The following is a 15,797-nucleotide window of genomic DNA, read 5'->3' on the forward strand; positions in this document are numbered from 1 at the left end:
CTCAATGGCCTTCCTCCTATTCACGTAAGACACGCAAAAACGGCTTCGTCCGGTAGACGCACTAGCGCCTGGACGAAGCCGTTCATTCGTTCGCTGTTGTTAATTATTCAATAGAGGCGGCTTCTGCTGGCCGGCAGACGGCTCACCCGGTAATTTGGGCACCAGTTCGCGCGTTTGATCGAAAGGCTCATAGACGTCGCTGAATACAGACTGCTCCTGCGGATATACCGACCTGGTAACGCTGTCATAGAGCATCGTCCCAGGAGCGGATGCGGGGGCAGACGGCTCAAGCCGAGCGCAGCCCGTGCAGCATAACAGGCTTAGGATTACAAAACATCTTTTCTTCATGGCTACCACTCCCGATTGCGAGTAACAATCTTTGGAATAGTATACCCATTGCGAAGAATATCAAACGCGGACGAGCGCTTCGCTCGCCGCTTATCGCTTATCTCTTGCCTCCGGAGGCAGCTTCCGCTTCCATACGTAGCTTTCATCGTACGTGGTAGAATCTTGAATGACCATCTTTGCCACGTACACGCATACCGTACCGACAATGCCAAACAGTCCAATCAGCCATACCGCCAAATAGGCAGCTTCTTCCGCCACTAGACAACCCGCCTCTCCAAGAATCGATGCTTGAGTACACCTTATGCGGGTTTACGAAGAATTAGAATCTTTTTCGCAAATAGGGTTGACTTCCAATTTAAGCTTTGCTATATTATTACTTGTCGCTGCAACAAAACAACATGATCTGGTAGCTCAGCTGGGAGAGCACTATCTTGACAGGGTAGGGGTCACAGGTTCGAACCCTGTCCAGATCACCATTATACAAATTCAAAACCCCGCGGAACGCTGGGGTTTTTTCTTTTATATAATCGCTGCATTTGCATGAAGATGTTCCCATCTCATTTATGAATAAGGCAAAGAGCCTTCGGGAGAGATCCTGACGGCTCTTTTTTGTCTTGGATCGGGACGGACCTGCTACTTTTGAATAAAATAGATGACGATAAACGCGACTGCGCCCACGCTAAACGCGGTATAGAAGAAATATCCAAACCATCGTAATGGTTTGGGCAGACTGTCTAAGTCTGCGCCTTTAGCGGGCACGCCCATGATTTTGTGATAATGGTCGGTTACGCTGTTAAAGGATTAGACCTCGTTTTGCTGCATTTGCCGGATGTCGTTCGTAGTTTGGGTTTCGTGTATTTTCATTTCGTATCCACCCTCCCGTAAAACAAGTATCATCTCCATACTAACACAATTTCTTTATTTCGCCCCAACGCTTCAATCGCCCGTTTATGCGAAAATACCCGGGAAATTCTTTTTTTCCATACGGACCTGTATGATGACCCGGCTCTGAAACGAATATGCATGTCTCTGAAGCTTGACCATAAAAAAATCGTCTCCCCCTCTTGCAATCTCGGATTTTTTCAGCTATAATCATTTTTACGAGAAAGCGCAAGGCCTTATATGATCTGGTAGCTCAGCTGGGAGAGCACTATCTTGACAGGGTAGGGGTCACAGGTTCGAACCCTGTCCAGATCACCATAATTCGACTTATCAAACCTTGAGGAATCAAGGTTTTTTTTGTATGCAAAAAACGGACAGCGCCTGATACAGGCATTGTCCGTTTTGCTTTATCTGCTATGACTTGTAGCCGGGCAGACTCGCATTCTGGTTCGTCAGTTTGGGCAGTAGGTTCAACGATTCGATATGCGCTTTCGTCTCCGGCGTACCGAGCTCGTATACATAGGCATACAGATCGAGCAGATCGTCGCTGAACTCTTCCGTCGCGGGATCCTTCTCGGCTGACTTAAACGGGATTACCGCTCGCAGCGAGGTGATTTCATCATTCCGGTCTTCCCGATCGAGCTTGCGCTTGAGCGCCACCAGCTGCTTTTCCGTCGCCTGTATAGCCAGATGGTCAGTCTCCGGCGGTTCCTCCTGAATCGTCCGCGCGGATATCGATACATAGTAAATTGGCAATGGCATGACTATTCTCCCCTTTCAAGCGGCTCCGCGGCTGAATGGAACATGCTGTGCGATCCGCCATACTGTTCTTTACACGGACAGACCATAAGCGAATCCACCCGTGCCCGAATTCCTGCTTTCCCGCCATCCAATCCCCTCCCCGGCAGCCTTCATATGATGACGACAAGGAGGGATTGAAGCATGCCCAAATACCGCATCATCGTGGACTTGTCCGACCGTCAGCTCTATTTGTTGGACGGCAGCATCGTCGTCAGGGGCTTCCCGGTCGGCATAGGAAAGATGCTCACGCAAACGCCTGCCGGCGAATATGAAATCATCAACAAACAGCCCAATCCAGGCGGACCGTTCGGCGTGCTCTGGATGGGACTCTCCAAGCCGCATTACGGCATTCACGGCACGAACGACCCCGGCTCCATAGGCAGGGAAGTTTCACATGGCTGCATTCGGATGTACAATGAAGATGTACTGGCGCTATCGGCGCTCGTGCCGATTCATACGCGCGTCACCATTAGACCCTAGCAGCCTTCAAGGCAGACGCCGCCTTCCGCTCCTGCAACTTTTCATGAACGGGGCGCGTCTACATAGATGAATCGATTGACAAACATTTCTATTGAAAGCGGGTGGAATGAAATGAGAAAACCGTTAGCTGCCGTCAGCGTCATCTTGCTGCTCTTCGTAGCTTTGGCGCAGTCGGCGTGGGCATTCTCCGATACGAAAGGACATCCGAACGAATCCAAAATCAACGAGCTTCAGAAGCTCGGCATCCTCTCGGGCAGCAATGCCAAGACGGATACGTTCGATCCGAACGGCAAATTGACCTACGCTGCAGGCATCTCGATGATCGTCAACGGTCTGGGATTGAATTTGGACGGCATCAATTTCTTCAAGGAACCGAAAGTGACCGACAGCTTCCCGAACATGAAGGACGATGCCTGGTATGCGAATACGTTCATTATCGCAGCCGCGAACGGACTCGATATCCCTCGCGAAACCAAGGCAAATAACGAGATGACGCGCGAGCAGTTCGGCCATCATCTTATGCAGGCACTGCTCAAGAAAGGCGACTACGCCTTCATCGATCTTTACGTGATGCTGAATGACGAAGCGGATGTGAATCCGGATTACATGGGGAGCATTCAGAAACTCCTCATTACCAAAATCGCCAATTTGGATGCCAAGCAAAATTTCTATCCGAAAACGATCATTACGCGCGGCGATGCTGCGGGCTGGCTGTACGATACGATTCAGTTCGTCAATACCAACGCGCCGATCGAACCGCCTGATGCGGAACAGCCTTTCCCGCTTACGGATTTGAAGCTGACGACGGAAGCGATCAGTCCGGACGTCAATAAGGTTACGTTAAGCGCACAGGCGCCACATCCCGGTTATGGCGTACGGATATCATCGATCGAGTTTGCCGGCGACCAAGCCGTCATCCATGTTGAAGCGATCTATCCCGACAAAGATAAACAGTACCCTCAGGTCATCACGGAAGTGAAGGCCGTCACGTATGTTTCCTCCGCCTTCAAGCCCGTTATTGGCGAGAACGCCATGGATGCAGGTTCCGGCAGCTCGGCTGGCGGATCGACCGGCATCATCGGCAGCGATGGCGATACGCAGAGCGATTAGTGTAGTTAAATAGATAATAGCAACGCAAGAAGAAGCCCCGGCTGGATGCCTGGGCTTCTTCTTGTCTCAGGGCAGAAAACCTTCCTGACCGAAATAAACGCTTCCCTGCGGCATGAGTGCACGCAAGTCATCAACGAAAGCATCCGCCGTCTCCGGCGCATAGAGCGATTCCGCTCCTAAAGCACGGTAACGCTCGGCCATCTTCAGCTGCGCGGAGCGTTTCCCGCCGCTGCCGTCGCCCCGGAAGAAATCGTCCACCACGACGCGTTCGGCTGCTTCCGCGATCAAGGCCGGGAAGCCGGCGCTGCATGGAAGCAGCGGCGATATCGCAATCTGCGTCGGAATGCCGGCTTGCCGCAGCTCCCTGATCGTCCTGAGCCTTGCCGCGAGCGGCGGAGCATACGGCGTGAGCGCCTTGCGGACAGCTTCGAGATCGGTTTCGATCGTCAAGCTTACGCGCACCCGATCTCCCATTTGCTTCAGCAGATCGATGTCCCGCGTTACGAGCGGACTTCGCGTTTGAAGGAGCAGAAACTGCGGCGGCTCCTCTGCCATTGCTTCGAGCAGCTGGCGCGTCAGCTTCTCTTTATACTCGACGGGCTGATAGGGATCGGTAGCGGACGACATGAAGATCGTGACGCCGCCTTTCGCGATCGCTCTCCGCCATTCCTTGCGAAATCCTTCGCCATCGAACGGCTTCGGCTCGACCCATTCGCCCCACGGATTCCCCTTGAACAGCGCAAGCGGCATCCGCCTGACGTAACAGTACGAGCAGCCGAACGTGCAGCCGACATACGGATTGAGCGTATATGCGTAGCCGGTCAGGTAACCGGACGCGGGATTCAACCAGCGAACCGTTCGTTTCTTCTCCTTTTCGAGCTCAGGCACGCCGCCTCACCTCTCGCCCGCTGCCGCGGCTTCCAGCTCGGCAAGCGACGGGATCTGCCATTCGATTTCCTCCGCCCCGACTTGGCGCAGGCAGGCATTGATTTTGGAGTATGGCCGGCTGCCGAAGAAACCGCGGCGCGCCGAGAGCGGACTCGGATGCGGCGAAGCGAGGACGAAATGGCGGGCCGTATCGATAAGCGCTTCTTTCGCCTGCGCATGTTTGCCCCAAAGGACGAATACGGCAGGCTGCTCCCGTTTGTTCAACTCGCCGATCACGGCGTCCGTGAACCGCTCCCAGCCGAGTCCTTGATGCGATGCAGGCTGGCCGTCCCTGACGGTCAACACCGTGTTCAGGAGCAATACGCCTTGCTTTGCCCAAGGGAGGAGACAGCCATGGTCCGGAATGGAGCAGCCGAGATCGTCGTGCAGCTCCTTGAACATATTTTGAAGCGAAGGCGGTTTCTTCACGCCCGGCATCACGGAGAAGCTGAGCCCGTGCGCCTGCCCGGGGCCGTGATACGGATCCTGGCCGAGAATGACCACCTTCACCTGCTCGTACGAGGTATACCGGAGTGCATTGAAGATGGCAGACTGTGCCGGATATACGATTCCCTCTTCGTATTCTTGATCAACCGCCCGAAGCAGCTTGTAGAAGTAGGGCTGCTCGAGCTCGGGTGCCAGCATTTTCGACCAATCATTTTCAAAGGATGGCTTGATCATGTTCGCACTCCCTTCTTCATAGAAAAACCTCCCGCGCAGCGTGTCTGAACCGATCAGAACGCTGTCCAGGAGGATCTGGGTCCCTCTAGTATATGTAAACAAGAATGGAAATTCAAACGCTATTCTCTGTCAAAAAAACGGCTGGCTTCCAGCTCTACTTCCTCTACGTACACATCGCGAATACGCTCGTCCCGAAAATGTTTCCAAATCTCGTAATAATCCTGCTTCATATAAATGTTCATCCGGAACTTCCCCATTCGAAACATGACCTTGTAACCGACGATCTTCTCACCAGGCATTATTGCACCCCGCTCCATGATTGTTGCAACCCCCGTGCTTGTCCGTACACAAGTCAAAGTATAGCGATCTTGAAGTCGCTTTGGCAATAAGAAAAACACGTTAGTACGCAAACTTTCGCGGGAATAGCAAATCGCACGTCGTGACCTTCTCTATCGTAGATGTATTCCACTGGGACACCATCCTGTTTAAAGTAATCCGTATTAAATAGTACCATAATAGATGGATATAGATAGGAAAATTTTGAGAATCGGCACTGCACGCTGCCTTCACTATTGCTGGATTTCGGTCATACAACTAGAAATAAAAAAACCTCCCGTGCAGACTGATCTAGTCGAATCTGCTCAGGAGGTACGAGATGCTTCTTATGAATTCTGCAGGTTCCTTGAAACGTACAGATTGTAAAATGGAAAATCTCCATAAAAAACAAAAAACCTTGAAAGCTCAAGGTTTACTTAAAGTGCCGAGGACGGGAATCGAACCCGTACGGTGGTCACCCACCGCAGGATTTTAAGTCCTGTGCGTCTGCCAGTTCCGCCAAAAGCTTGATAATACTGACTTTTTATCACTTACCGTATTGTAACCACTCAGAACCTTTCGCTAACTCTTCAATTGAGTTCTGTGTACAATAACGTTACCAATATTTATCTAGTTTGTCAACAATCGAGAGTGATGATACCATATTACTATGAGACGACAGTTTCGGTCGTAAGGAACATCGCCGCTACGGAAGCTGCGTTTTGCAGAGCAAACGCATTACTTTCGCAGGGTCAACGATACCGGACAAAGCATTCTAACCATATATCACTTGTCATTATAATAAATTTAGAGCAATGACCACTTCTTGATAGCAATCGTACAATTACAGAATAAACAAGTGGCTTCTTGATGTATATAGTCGCTCCGAATCTCACTTAAATTCTTCAAACACCACTAAAAACAAAAACCCCTGTGATGATCAAAGCAACTGAAAGAAAGTTTATAAATAACTCCAATCTACTCCCACTCGATCGTAGCCGGCGGCTTCGACGTGACGTCGTAGACGATCCGGTTCACGTTCTCGACTTCGTTGACGATCCGCACGGAGATTTTTTCGAGAACATCCCAAGGGATGCGTGCCCAGTCGGCGGTCATGCCGTCGATGGACGTCACCGCGCGGATGCCGACGGTGTACTTTAATTGAGTTAATTACTATTCGATTATCACGTTGTTTTCGTATATCAATTGTAGCGGGTAAAAGTAGTGTTTTCAAGTAGTTAGCTCACTAATCTAAGAATGCTACCTATTTCGCTCACAAAATTAGAAGTACCTTATTCCTATACTAATTATTTCTTTATGTGATGCACACTTCCCATGTATAATGTTTACAAATGGAAGAAATATGAAAGTGGGGTTTTCCTTTGATTACCACTATAGAGATATCTGTTAGTGATACTATTTCAACAACTGAGAAAGGTAAGTTGTTAGAAAATCTTGGTAGAGAGATTCTTGAAACAATGCAATACGAAGTTATAGAAGAAGTTAGATTAACAGGAATTGAAGTAGACCTATTCGCTAGGCATAAAATGACCTCAGAAGTAATCTACGTTGAATGTAAAGCATACAAAGATACCAATACGATCTCTGGTGATGTTATCACTAAACTTCTTGGGAATGTTCACCTTAAGGGAGTTTCATCTGGTTGGCTTTTATCCACTGGACCGCTTGGTAAAGAGGCAAAAGGAATTGTTGAAGAATGGGTACAAAATCCACCTGAAAAAAGAAAGCTATTACAAGTTTATTCTCCAGATAAATTAGTCAGTTTAATAGTCAACTCAGGAAAAGCCTGTAGCCCGCTTTCACTAGCTTATCCAAGTAAGAGTTCATTCTCTGAAAATGTGACCCTTCTGATCACAAACCACGGGCGATTTTGGGCAGTGCCGCTTATTCATGTGACTGCAGGTGTACCTTACGCTGTAATGCTATTCGATTCTAAAACAGGAGAACCTATTGCAAACCATCAATTAATCGACTCAGTCTCAAAAATACCCTCCTCTTTTCATGAGTTAGAGTGGCTATATCCCCATGCTAATAAGCAAGATGATTCCTTTAGTAATCAACTCGCTAAAGAATCAGAAAGTATTGTAACGGTATCCTCAGGCGACCAATGGGCGGACTATCGACCTTCGCGCCCGCAAGATTTTGTTGGAAGAGATGTCCTGTTTCAAGATGTTTATAGGTTTATTGACAACGTTCGAAACTCAATAATTAATACGAGGCTATTAGCACTGAAAGCCCCATCTGGATGGGGGAAGAGTTCAGTGCTACTTAAGTTAGTAGAGAAATCCAAAGGCTCACGTCAGAGAAATAAAAATTATATATATGCTGTCGACGTTCGTGCGGCTACAAGCCATAGATATGCTGAGTTCTCCTTAATAGAATGCCTTAATTCCGCAGTTAATGATAATTTCGTAAAAAAACCTAGCACACCAATAAAAATTTCAGATACGAATAATCCCTTATCAGACCAATCATTTATAGAAATCATCCAGACACTCAGGTCTGAAAATAAAGTAGTTACATTAATGTTTGACCAATTTGAAGAGATATTTTCCAAAAAGGAGCTATTTCCGCTCTTTGAAAGCATTCGAAGACTTAGCATTGCCGTAGACGCCCTTCAGGAGAATATTATTATAGGCTTTGCTTGGAAAACAGATGGAACGGTTCCTACTGATCATCCTGCATATCACTTATGGCATGGACTATCTGATAGGAGAAGAGAATTTACACTAAATCCATTCGTAGATAAAGACATAGTAAAAGCGCTCTATATCTTTTCTAAAGAGTTAGGTGAAAACCTAAACCCGATATTAAAGAGGTATCTTAAAGACCATTGCCAAGGTTACCCCTGGTTACTGAAAAAACTGTGTATTCATGTATTTTCTTTATTACAAGGCGGAAATCATCAAGATGAAATATTAGGTAAAAGCCTCAATATCAATGAGCTATTTGAAAAGGAAACTAGCGAGTTAAGTAGTGTCGAACTTGCCTGTGTTAAAAAGGTAGCACAAGATTCACCAGTTGAGTTTTTTCAAATGGTGGAGACTTATGGAGATTTAACCATCCAATCTTTAATTAACAAACGGATTATTTTAAGAAAAGGGCAGAAATTAATCTTGTACTGGGATATTTTCCGTGATTACATTTTAACTGGAAAAGTCCCTCACATTCCAGTTAAATATATACCACAAACCCAATTTAGAAGATACAGTTCAGCGTTACAAGTGCTTATAGACAGTCAGTCATTAACAATACCCGCTTTTGCTTCTAAATTAGGTATTGGTAGAGATGCTGCAGAGAATATTGTCAGAGATTTCGTTATGCTTGGTAATGCTTCTAGACAAGGGGAGAAACTTACAATCCTGCAAGACAGCATGGACGAAGCTTACACTAAAGTTGTGGACTTTTTCACAAAACATATCATTTACACGAAAATTAACGAGGGATATGGAAATAACTCTTATATCACTTTGGAGAATTTCGAGGAATATTTTAATGAAACTTATGAAGCGTTCTCTGATAAGACCAAGAAGCAATATATAAATATTATAAATGGTTGGTTGATGGGGGTAGGGTTTATTGAAATAAAGGGTAATAAAATTTTTCATGCCATAGAAAGCACAAGGGGATTCTCAAAGAAAAGTTTCTCTAAATTTAAACGTGCAAGAAACGCAAATTTTCTGGGTGAATCCCCTCCCGAACGAGTATTGGAATTAATTGATTTGATTAACAGTGGACAAACCAATGAAACAACCCTAAAAGCCAATGGCTACCGAAATGCTATTACCTTGCTTAATTCAGTTGGAGGCTTATCAATAGAGGATGGAAACTTATCTCTACTATACAAGCAAACGGATACTTCAGAATGGCTTGCAAAGACTGTTCTTTCAACGCCTACCTTAGAAATTGTAAGAGCATACAAAAATAAGAACGCTATCGATATAGGAAACATCATTTCTTTAGAGCTAAATAAACGTTGGATTGAATCCTCCCAAAAGAGATATGGTTCTGCGCTTATTCTATGGTATAAGTGGGCAATGGAAGTAATAAGTAAAGCCACTGTTAATGTATAAATACTGTTAGAACAATCCTAAGTCATGAATGATACTCACTTGTAACACCTACCCCACTAAACTTTTGCAGCGGCTTATTATTTTATAACAAAACTCCACTATGCACAGTGGAGTTTTTCGTTGCATTATGTGTCAATATCAGATTCCAATACACCCCACATAAAGCTCCACTCACTAAAATATCTAAACTGATTTCGGTTTTAAACGCTTCCTGTTAAAGAGTTCTAATTTAGACACCTCGTAAATATTAAACAATAAGCTTTCCAGGATTTCTATAGCTCTTCTTAATATATGCTCGTCATGCCTTGTAATTTCATGTGCAGATACATTTCCCATTTCTCTAATTTGGTGTAATACCATTGATTGAGGCTCTGTTATAATCCCACTAATTAATAATTTTTCAATTTTTTCTTGTAAGCCTAAATTCTTTACTTTTTGCTCACCTGTGGCAGAATCAATTTTTTTTGTCCCATCTTGATTAACTAAGTACTCCTTATCAATCCCTTTCTCTTTGCATACAGCCTCAATGATCATTCTTAAACCAACAGAACACAGAATTAGCGAATCCACATTGTATGATTTTACAGCCTCTTCATATATATCCTTGATGAATCGCGGTACGTTATACATTTTCTTTTGAGAAAGTAAACTATGTTTGTTCTTAGGTTCTTCAGGGTACACCGTATATGTAGAATACCAGTACCTCTCTCCATCATCATCATGTTCCCACTGATCTTCATCGTCATACTCTCTCAAAAAAGATATACTGTCACATCCATTACATTTAACGATGTAGTAATTATCTTCAAATTGAAAATCAACATTTTTATAATCCGAAGAGGATACCTTAAAGTGCATCAATGAATTGTCCTGTTCTAGTATGCTGTGGTTCGTTTTTTTATTGCATTCCCTGCAGTAGACTTTTTCAGATATATTTTTCATTCTAAATAGAGCTCCTCACTTTAAGCTTATTATTATGGTAATTTAGGTAATTAACTGAGTTTTCCTCTTAGCTATAGCTCTATATAACGTTGCTCTCTTTACACTCGTCAGTTCCTCAATCTCTTTAACAGTATACGTCTCAGAATCATATAACTTTAAAGCTTGCTCAAGCTTCTTCTGGTCACTTACAGGTCTGCCACCTTTTCGCCCTCTTGATCTAGCCGCCTTCAACCCAGCCTGTGTACGCTCAACTATGATATTCCGCTCAAACTCCGCAAAAACTGCTAACATACCGAATAGAGCCTTCCCTGCGGCAGTCGTTGTGTCAATAGAATCATTAATTGAAATAAAGTGCGCTCCTTTTATTTTAATATCATCTAACACTTGAATTAATTTACCTGTAGAACGGGCAAGCCTGTCCAACTTATATACGACTAATGTGTCACCCTCATCTAATCTGTCCAAGACCTTTTTTAGTTCCTCACGATCATCCTTTGCACCACTAGCCTTTTCTTGAAATATCTTTGACACCCCATACTTGTTCAGTGCGTCGATCTGCAAGTCTAGCGTTTGGTCTGCTGTCGATACCCTTGCATACCCATATGCTCGAACTCCCATTTCAGCATCTCCAATCTTGACTCTTCTTAGGATAATTATACCAGAAAAACGCTATTTTTTGATACATAGATTTTGATATGAGTTTAGATACATTTTCACTCTCTTAATCGAATAAAAAGAGCCATTTCCCGTGTTTATTGGAAATGACTCTTAAACCTTCGTTTTTGACATAATTAATTCGATCGTTCTAACTGTTAGGGATTATTGATTGTATCAATTATTGGAATTCCAAGCGAATTCATGTTATCCCTTATATAATCTAGTAGGAAGTATGTGCTCTCAGATAACGAACGGAAATACTCGTCTTCAAGTTCATAAGTATTGTTTTCGTGCACAATTGAATTTCGCTTTTCGACTAAGTCAATAATAATATTCTTATTACTTTGATCAATTGGAGCGGCATTCAATTGTCTAATTAATCTCTTAAAACTATCTTTGAATTTTCCTCCGTTACATAATGAGGCCGCCTTTTCACATAGCGTCTCAATGTAACTTTCCTTTGAATCATGATCTAATAGTTCATTTAATGTTAACCCTAGCTTATCCTTGTCATTACTAAATTGCTCAAAGATAATATTATTAATTTTCTTTGGATTTTCCATAAAAACAAGATAAAAAGTTTCATAAAACAAAGTTTCTACTAACGTTGCATTGTAAACAATAAACTGATTAGAAATGAGTTCTTTCATTGCTTGAATATCTGTATAAAACATATCGATGGTTGCTTTTCCATCAGGATCATTGTAGAGAATATTTTTCTCTTCTCCATTCAAATCAAAAGCCGACCATGAATTTTCCATATGGAAAGTATATGCTTGTTTGTCATTCAAGTAACTTTTTAGCTTAAATAAACCGCCATTTGCATCATTGAACCTCGTGAACCATACATCATAATTGAAAGTAACAGACATGAGAAATCCTCACTTCTCTCTTGATTTACACTTCAAAAAGTAAATAATTCCAAGCAATACTATAACACTTCGAAATCTATCTCGATACTATTGTATTTCTCGTTGCCATCTGATGAAACTCTTCACCTCAATTATCTCTAAACTCCCCCTTCATATGGGTTCTAATTCCATGTCCATATTAATTAAACCACGATTCGAAAACAGTATTAAATTACAAATTTCCGAGATAGCTTCATTTAATTTAAAGGTTTAATTTATCAGTAATTCATTGACCAAATTAGTTCTTTTAAAGGCTTCAATCTCCTTGTTATAAAGCTTTCAGATATGTCCGCATAACTCCAATTATGCGGACATGGCTATGAGTAAGGGGGGGATGGTTAACAGGTGAAATACGTTCATATAATCTTTATAAGACGTAAACACATCTATCCAGTAAATTAATTTCGAATTTACGATCCCGATTAAATAAAGAATCCTCTCACAAGCCTTTCGCAACCACGATAAGGCTTACTCGGAATTTCAGTTTATGATTACTACATTATTGAAGAATAAACGACAGCGAGGACTTAGTCGGAAATATAAGTCAGTCCCTCGTGTCCTAAAAAAATGGAGCAGTTGCCGGTGGCAAACTGCTCCTTGGTGCATTCGACGATAGTCCCAGTTAGCTTAATCGCCGATCAGCCATCCTTTGATTTACTTTTTCTTTTTAATAAATAATAAATGAATACCTAAAACTTTAAAGATAAAAGCATATGTTTTTATCGCGATTACAAAAGACCCCCGAAGGGTCTTATTTAATCTGTTCTACTTTTACTTGCTTGTCTACGCCATCAACCATCATGTACCAGGACGAGCCATCTTTATAAATCGTAACTTTCGGGTTAAATTTATACGTATATTTATATTCATAACTGGTTTGTTTCCATATCTGCCCATTCTGTAAAGTGAATAGTTTACCATTTTCAAATCCATCAAACTCGCCGTCTATTTTACTAACGATTGTCGCAGACGTGGTTGAACCTGTGGCTGTCCCACCAGAAGAAGAACTATCAAACCCACTCCAGACTGTATCTTGTTTCATCTGCTCAGCGGTTATCTCGTCATTTCTAAACTTTTTCAATGATGCCGTTTTCGCCTCGATATAACCTATGGTCGTGTCACCGTTATAATAAACAACACGAGAGTATACAGCATTGTAATCAACCATATCATTAAGTATTTTTTGAATTACTTTCCAGTCAATATCAATACCTGATTTCTCTTGGAAGTAAACAATGGACGTTAGTTCCCCATTTATTTTTACTAAGGTGACCCCGTCGCCACCGTTAGAAATAATGTTGTTTGCTATATTGGAAGGGTTGACTGATGATGTTGCAGGCTCAGTTGTTGTTTTATGTATATCTACTGTTTTTGTTGACTGATTCCAAGTATATGTGACCCCTGCATATTTTAAAAGATTTATAGGAATCATAGTTCTTCCATTAAAGGACATTCCAGGAACATCACCTGTTTTCACAAGTAATGGTCTGCCATCAACAGTAATTTTAATAATATCATTACCCTTGTATGTACCCCACATGCTTGCTGCACTAACTACACCAGATAACGCAACTACACCTGCAATCGTTAAGCTTATGACCTTTTTCTTCAATACCGACACCTCACCTTTTTATTTTCAAGTCCTTACGATCAGCCCGACTTTCTCTGGCTTCATTCGTTGTCCAGAAAGTAAATCCAAGATGGAGCTGCTCATCATCATCGATCCCTGAGTTAATTACTTTATATATACCATTGTTACTATAGCCATTAAATTGTTCAAGCCTTCTTAGATACCTAAAGCACTCTTGTAGGTTTACAAATTCTCTTTCTGGCCGATTATTTTCTTTTAGAAACACAGGAATCCAATTTGTATTTATCTTAGACGCAGCAGTCGACATTAAACTCTCCCCCACGATTCTTATATCATCCTCTAGTCCTATTATACAGTATTTCCCACAGTTCCGTTGCAACTATTAGACAAAAAAGACATCCCTGTTTTGTGAGATTAATCTCTCTACAGGAATGCCCACTATATCTCTAAAGCTTTATTTACAGGACAAAAGATTCGAACGAAGGATGGCGTAGTCGCCCCTCTTTCGTATAGCATTGAAATTTAACTTTGCAGGTTAGAACAGGTTCAATATATATCCAGTCCTTACTCTCCCCACGTACGATCTGCTTGGCAACTGCTCCGAATGCTTTCAGAACTTCTGAAGGTGGGGGAAACTCAATTACCCCTATATGCTGCCCTTTTTTAGTCAAACTCCATCCAAACTCCGACTTGCGAATCCCTGATATTTTAAACTCACCATACTGGTAATTCTTCGTTTTAATCCATACATTCTTTGGCCTTGAATCTAAGCTATAATGACTGTCTGGATTCTTCGAAACAATACCTTCTAGTCCAAGCCCCTTGACCTTCTGGAATAGTCTCTCACCGTCTTCATGCATTGGTGTAACTGAAATGACTGGTGAAGGTATTACGACTCTCTGAAGGCATTCTAGACGCTTCAGGAGACTTGTCTTAAAAAAGGATTCCGAATTGAGCCAAATAATATCCCATAGCGCAAAATGTGCTGGAAACTGTTGAACATGTTTAAGTACAGATTCAGATTTCTTTGCCTGGAAGCGGGTCATCACATCTTCAAAGCATGGCTTGTTTGATTCGTCTATGCAGATGCATTCACCATCTAAGATGGCTTGAGAGCAGTTTAATCGTATTTGTTGCAGTTCAGGAAAACGTGATGTCACTTCTGTTCCTTGGCGAGTGAAGGCACGTACCTTCCCATTATCGTAATGTATCAAGACTCTGAAACCGTCCCACTTTATCTGATGTATCCAACCTATTTTATTAATTACAGTTGAGGATGGCTGAAGTAACATTGGCTTGATTATTGTATTGAGCATAAACAAAATCCTCCTATGTATAAGCTTATCATGGGAGGATTCTATTTTTTATATGAGTTCACTGGAAAACAATCCAACTCGAAGCAATGAGACGACCGATACTCCAAGAGACCGCGCTTTCTTTTATTCAACTATCGTGTCCCGTTAGTTCAATAAGAATTACTTCCCTATGCTCCTTAACATTTTTTGTAGTATAATTTTGAGTATAGATAATGGTTGTCGGTTTTAATAAACTATTTGCTTAAAGGAGTGAGAAAATATGAGCAAAAAAAAATTACTAATAGATTATAGAGAATATTGCAATACCCCTGGCAATGACCCAAGATTTTATTATGACGATTATATGGAAAATAAACTTGAAATGTCTAAAACTGCTAAAACTACTACAAAAGTCGGTTTTAGTTTACTTGGTGGTGCAATTCTTGTATATGCCGCATACGGGCTTGGTTCCTATTTAATAGATGAATACGATAAGAGAAAAAAAGAGCGAAAACAAAAAGAAAAAGAAAAGCTCTAGCCTATTTTAGGCTAGAGCTTTTTTCTTACGTTAATCCATGTCAATACTCAACAGTTATTAACACAAACTTATTTAACTATCCTCCCTCTATGGAGAATCACTTTGCTCTTAAATGCTCGCATTTTCGTAGGTTTTGACCTAGTCTTCTTCATAACAGATAACATCTAGATGGAACGAAGTTGTAGATGAAGAAATTTATGGGGCTGGTAAAGGCGTAAAAAAGCC

General features: G+C 42.6%; 15 protein-coding genes, 3 tRNA genes and 2 pseudogenes. 6 read left to right on the forward strand and 14 right to left on the reverse strand.

The annotated features are described in order from the left end of the window. Window positions 1–438: 438 nt before the first annotated feature. Window positions 439–606 carry a hypothetical protein gene (locus tag GT003_RS32205; protein ID WP_170312407.1) on the reverse strand — a complete coding sequence of 56 codons (168 nt, stop codon included), beginning with the start codon at window positions 604–606 and terminating at the stop codon, window positions 439–441. Window positions 607–748: 142 nt separating this feature from the next. Between GT003_RS32205 and GT003_RS31275 the strand changes: the two genes are divergently transcribed. Both GT003_RS31275 and GT003_RS31280 read left to right on the forward strand, forming a co-directional pair. Further along, window positions 749–824, forward strand: a tRNA-Val gene (locus GT003_RS31275). A gap of 648 nt (window positions 825–1,472) precedes the next feature. Further along, window positions 1,473–1,548 (forward strand) — tRNA-Val (locus GT003_RS31280). A 96-nt stretch (window positions 1,549–1,644) separates the two neighbouring features. Here GT003_RS31280 and GT003_RS31285 read toward each other — a convergent pair. Beyond that, window positions 1,645–1,992, reverse strand: coding sequence for a hypothetical protein (locus GT003_RS31285; RefSeq protein WP_161705459.1), 348 nt, complete (start codon window positions 1,990–1,992; stop codon window positions 1,645–1,647). Window positions 1,993–2,172: 180 nt separating this feature from the next. Between GT003_RS31285 and GT003_RS31290 the strand changes: the two genes are divergently transcribed. After that, window positions 2,173–2,511 carry a L,D-transpeptidase gene (locus tag GT003_RS31290; protein WP_161705461.1) on the forward strand — a complete coding sequence of 113 codons (339 nt, stop codon included), beginning with the start codon at window positions 2,173–2,175 and terminating at the stop codon, window positions 2,509–2,511. 111 nt (window positions 2,512–2,622) lie between these two features. After that, on the forward strand, window positions 2,623–3,621 hold the full coding sequence (locus tag GT003_RS31295) for an S-layer homology domain-containing protein (RefSeq protein ID WP_161705463.1): 999 nt from the start codon (window positions 2,623–2,625) through the stop codon (window positions 3,619–3,621). A gap of 66 nt (window positions 3,622–3,687) precedes the next feature. Here the strand turns inward: GT003_RS31295 and GT003_RS31300 are convergent, their stop codons facing one another. The 6 genes and pseudogenes from GT003_RS31300 to GT003_RS31320 form a co-directional block, all read right to left on the reverse strand. Then, window positions 3,688–4,509 carry a radical SAM protein gene (locus GT003_RS31300; protein WP_204798881.1) on the reverse strand — a complete coding sequence of 274 codons (822 nt, stop codon included), beginning with the start codon at window positions 4,507–4,509 and terminating at the stop codon, window positions 3,688–3,690. A gap of 6 nt (window positions 4,510–4,515) precedes the next feature. Beyond that, window positions 4,516–5,229: a uracil-DNA glycosylase gene (locus GT003_RS31305; RefSeq protein WP_170312408.1), complete on the reverse strand. Its 714-nt coding sequence runs from the start codon at window positions 5,227–5,229 to the stop codon at window positions 4,516–4,518. 119 nt (window positions 5,230–5,348) lie between these two features. After that, window positions 5,349–5,528 (reverse strand): hypothetical protein, encoded by a 180-nt coding sequence (locus GT003_RS31310; protein ID WP_161705465.1) that lies wholly within the window; start codon window positions 5,526–5,528, stop codon window positions 5,349–5,351. Between the two features lie 462 nt (window positions 5,529–5,990). Beyond that, window positions 5,991–6,065: transfer RNA gene (locus GT003_RS31315), tRNA-Leu, on the reverse strand. A 147-nt stretch (window positions 6,066–6,212) separates the two neighbouring features. Next, window positions 6,213–6,307 (reverse strand): annotated as a pseudogene (locus GT003_RS33195) (TCP-1/cpn60 chaperonin family protein); the annotation flags it as partial. A 215-nt stretch (window positions 6,308–6,522) separates the two neighbouring features. Continuing rightward, a pseudogene (locus tag GT003_RS31320) lies at window positions 6,523–6,699 on the reverse strand (GMP synthase (glutamine-hydrolyzing)); the annotation flags it as partial. Between the two features lie 227 nt (window positions 6,700–6,926). On the opposite strand from GT003_RS31320, the gene GT003_RS31325 reads away from it, so the two are divergent. After that, on the forward strand, window positions 6,927–9,638 hold the full coding sequence (locus GT003_RS31325; RefSeq protein WP_161705467.1) for a restriction endonuclease: 2,712 nt from the start codon (window positions 6,927–6,929) through the stop codon (window positions 9,636–9,638). A 183-nt stretch (window positions 9,639–9,821) separates the two neighbouring features. Here the strand turns inward: GT003_RS31325 and GT003_RS31330 are convergent, their stop codons facing one another. From GT003_RS31330 to GT003_RS31355, 6 genes are all read right to left on the reverse strand, one after another. Next, entirely contained in the window at window positions 9,822–10,580 is a 759-nt protein-coding gene (locus tag GT003_RS31330; RefSeq protein ID WP_161705469.1) for a DUF4145 domain-containing protein, read from the reverse strand. A gap of 42 nt (window positions 10,581–10,622) precedes the next feature. After that, the gene (locus tag GT003_RS31335; protein ID WP_161705471.1) at window positions 10,623–11,198 is read right to left on the reverse strand and encodes a recombinase family protein; all 576 of its coding nucleotides are present in this window, start codon (window positions 11,196–11,198) and stop codon (window positions 10,623–10,625) included. Between the two features lie 194 nt (window positions 11,199–11,392). Further along, window positions 11,393–12,109 carry a hypothetical protein gene (locus GT003_RS31340; protein ID WP_161705473.1) on the reverse strand — a complete coding sequence of 239 codons (717 nt, stop codon included), beginning with the start codon at window positions 12,107–12,109 and terminating at the stop codon, window positions 11,393–11,395. 790 nt (window positions 12,110–12,899) lie between these two features. After that, window positions 12,900–13,760 (reverse strand): stalk domain-containing protein, encoded by an 861-nt coding sequence (locus GT003_RS31345; protein WP_161705475.1) that lies wholly within the window; start codon window positions 13,758–13,760, stop codon window positions 12,900–12,902. 10 nt (window positions 13,761–13,770) lie between these two features. Continuing rightward, the gene (locus GT003_RS31350; protein WP_161705477.1) at window positions 13,771–14,061 is read right to left on the reverse strand and encodes a hypothetical protein; all 291 of its coding nucleotides are present in this window, start codon (window positions 14,059–14,061) and stop codon (window positions 13,771–13,773) included. 136 nt (window positions 14,062–14,197) lie between these two features. Then, window positions 14,198–15,055, reverse strand: a complete 858-nt coding sequence (locus tag GT003_RS31355) for an ATP-dependent DNA ligase (RefSeq protein WP_161705479.1) — start codon at window positions 15,053–15,055, stop codon at window positions 14,198–14,200. A gap of 259 nt (window positions 15,056–15,314) precedes the next feature. Here GT003_RS31355 and GT003_RS31360 point away from each other — a divergent pair, with 259 nt between their 5' ends. After that, entirely contained in the window at window positions 15,315–15,572 is a 258-nt protein-coding gene (locus GT003_RS31360) for a hypothetical protein (protein WP_161705481.1), read from the forward strand. Window positions 15,573–15,797: the final 225 nt, after the last annotated feature.

Origin of the sequence: Paenibacillus sacheonensis (genome assembly GCF_009909195.1) — a bacterium.
Taxonomy (GTDB): domain Bacteria; phylum Bacillota; class Bacilli; order Paenibacillales; family Paenibacillaceae; genus Paenibacillus_Z; species Paenibacillus_Z sacheonensis.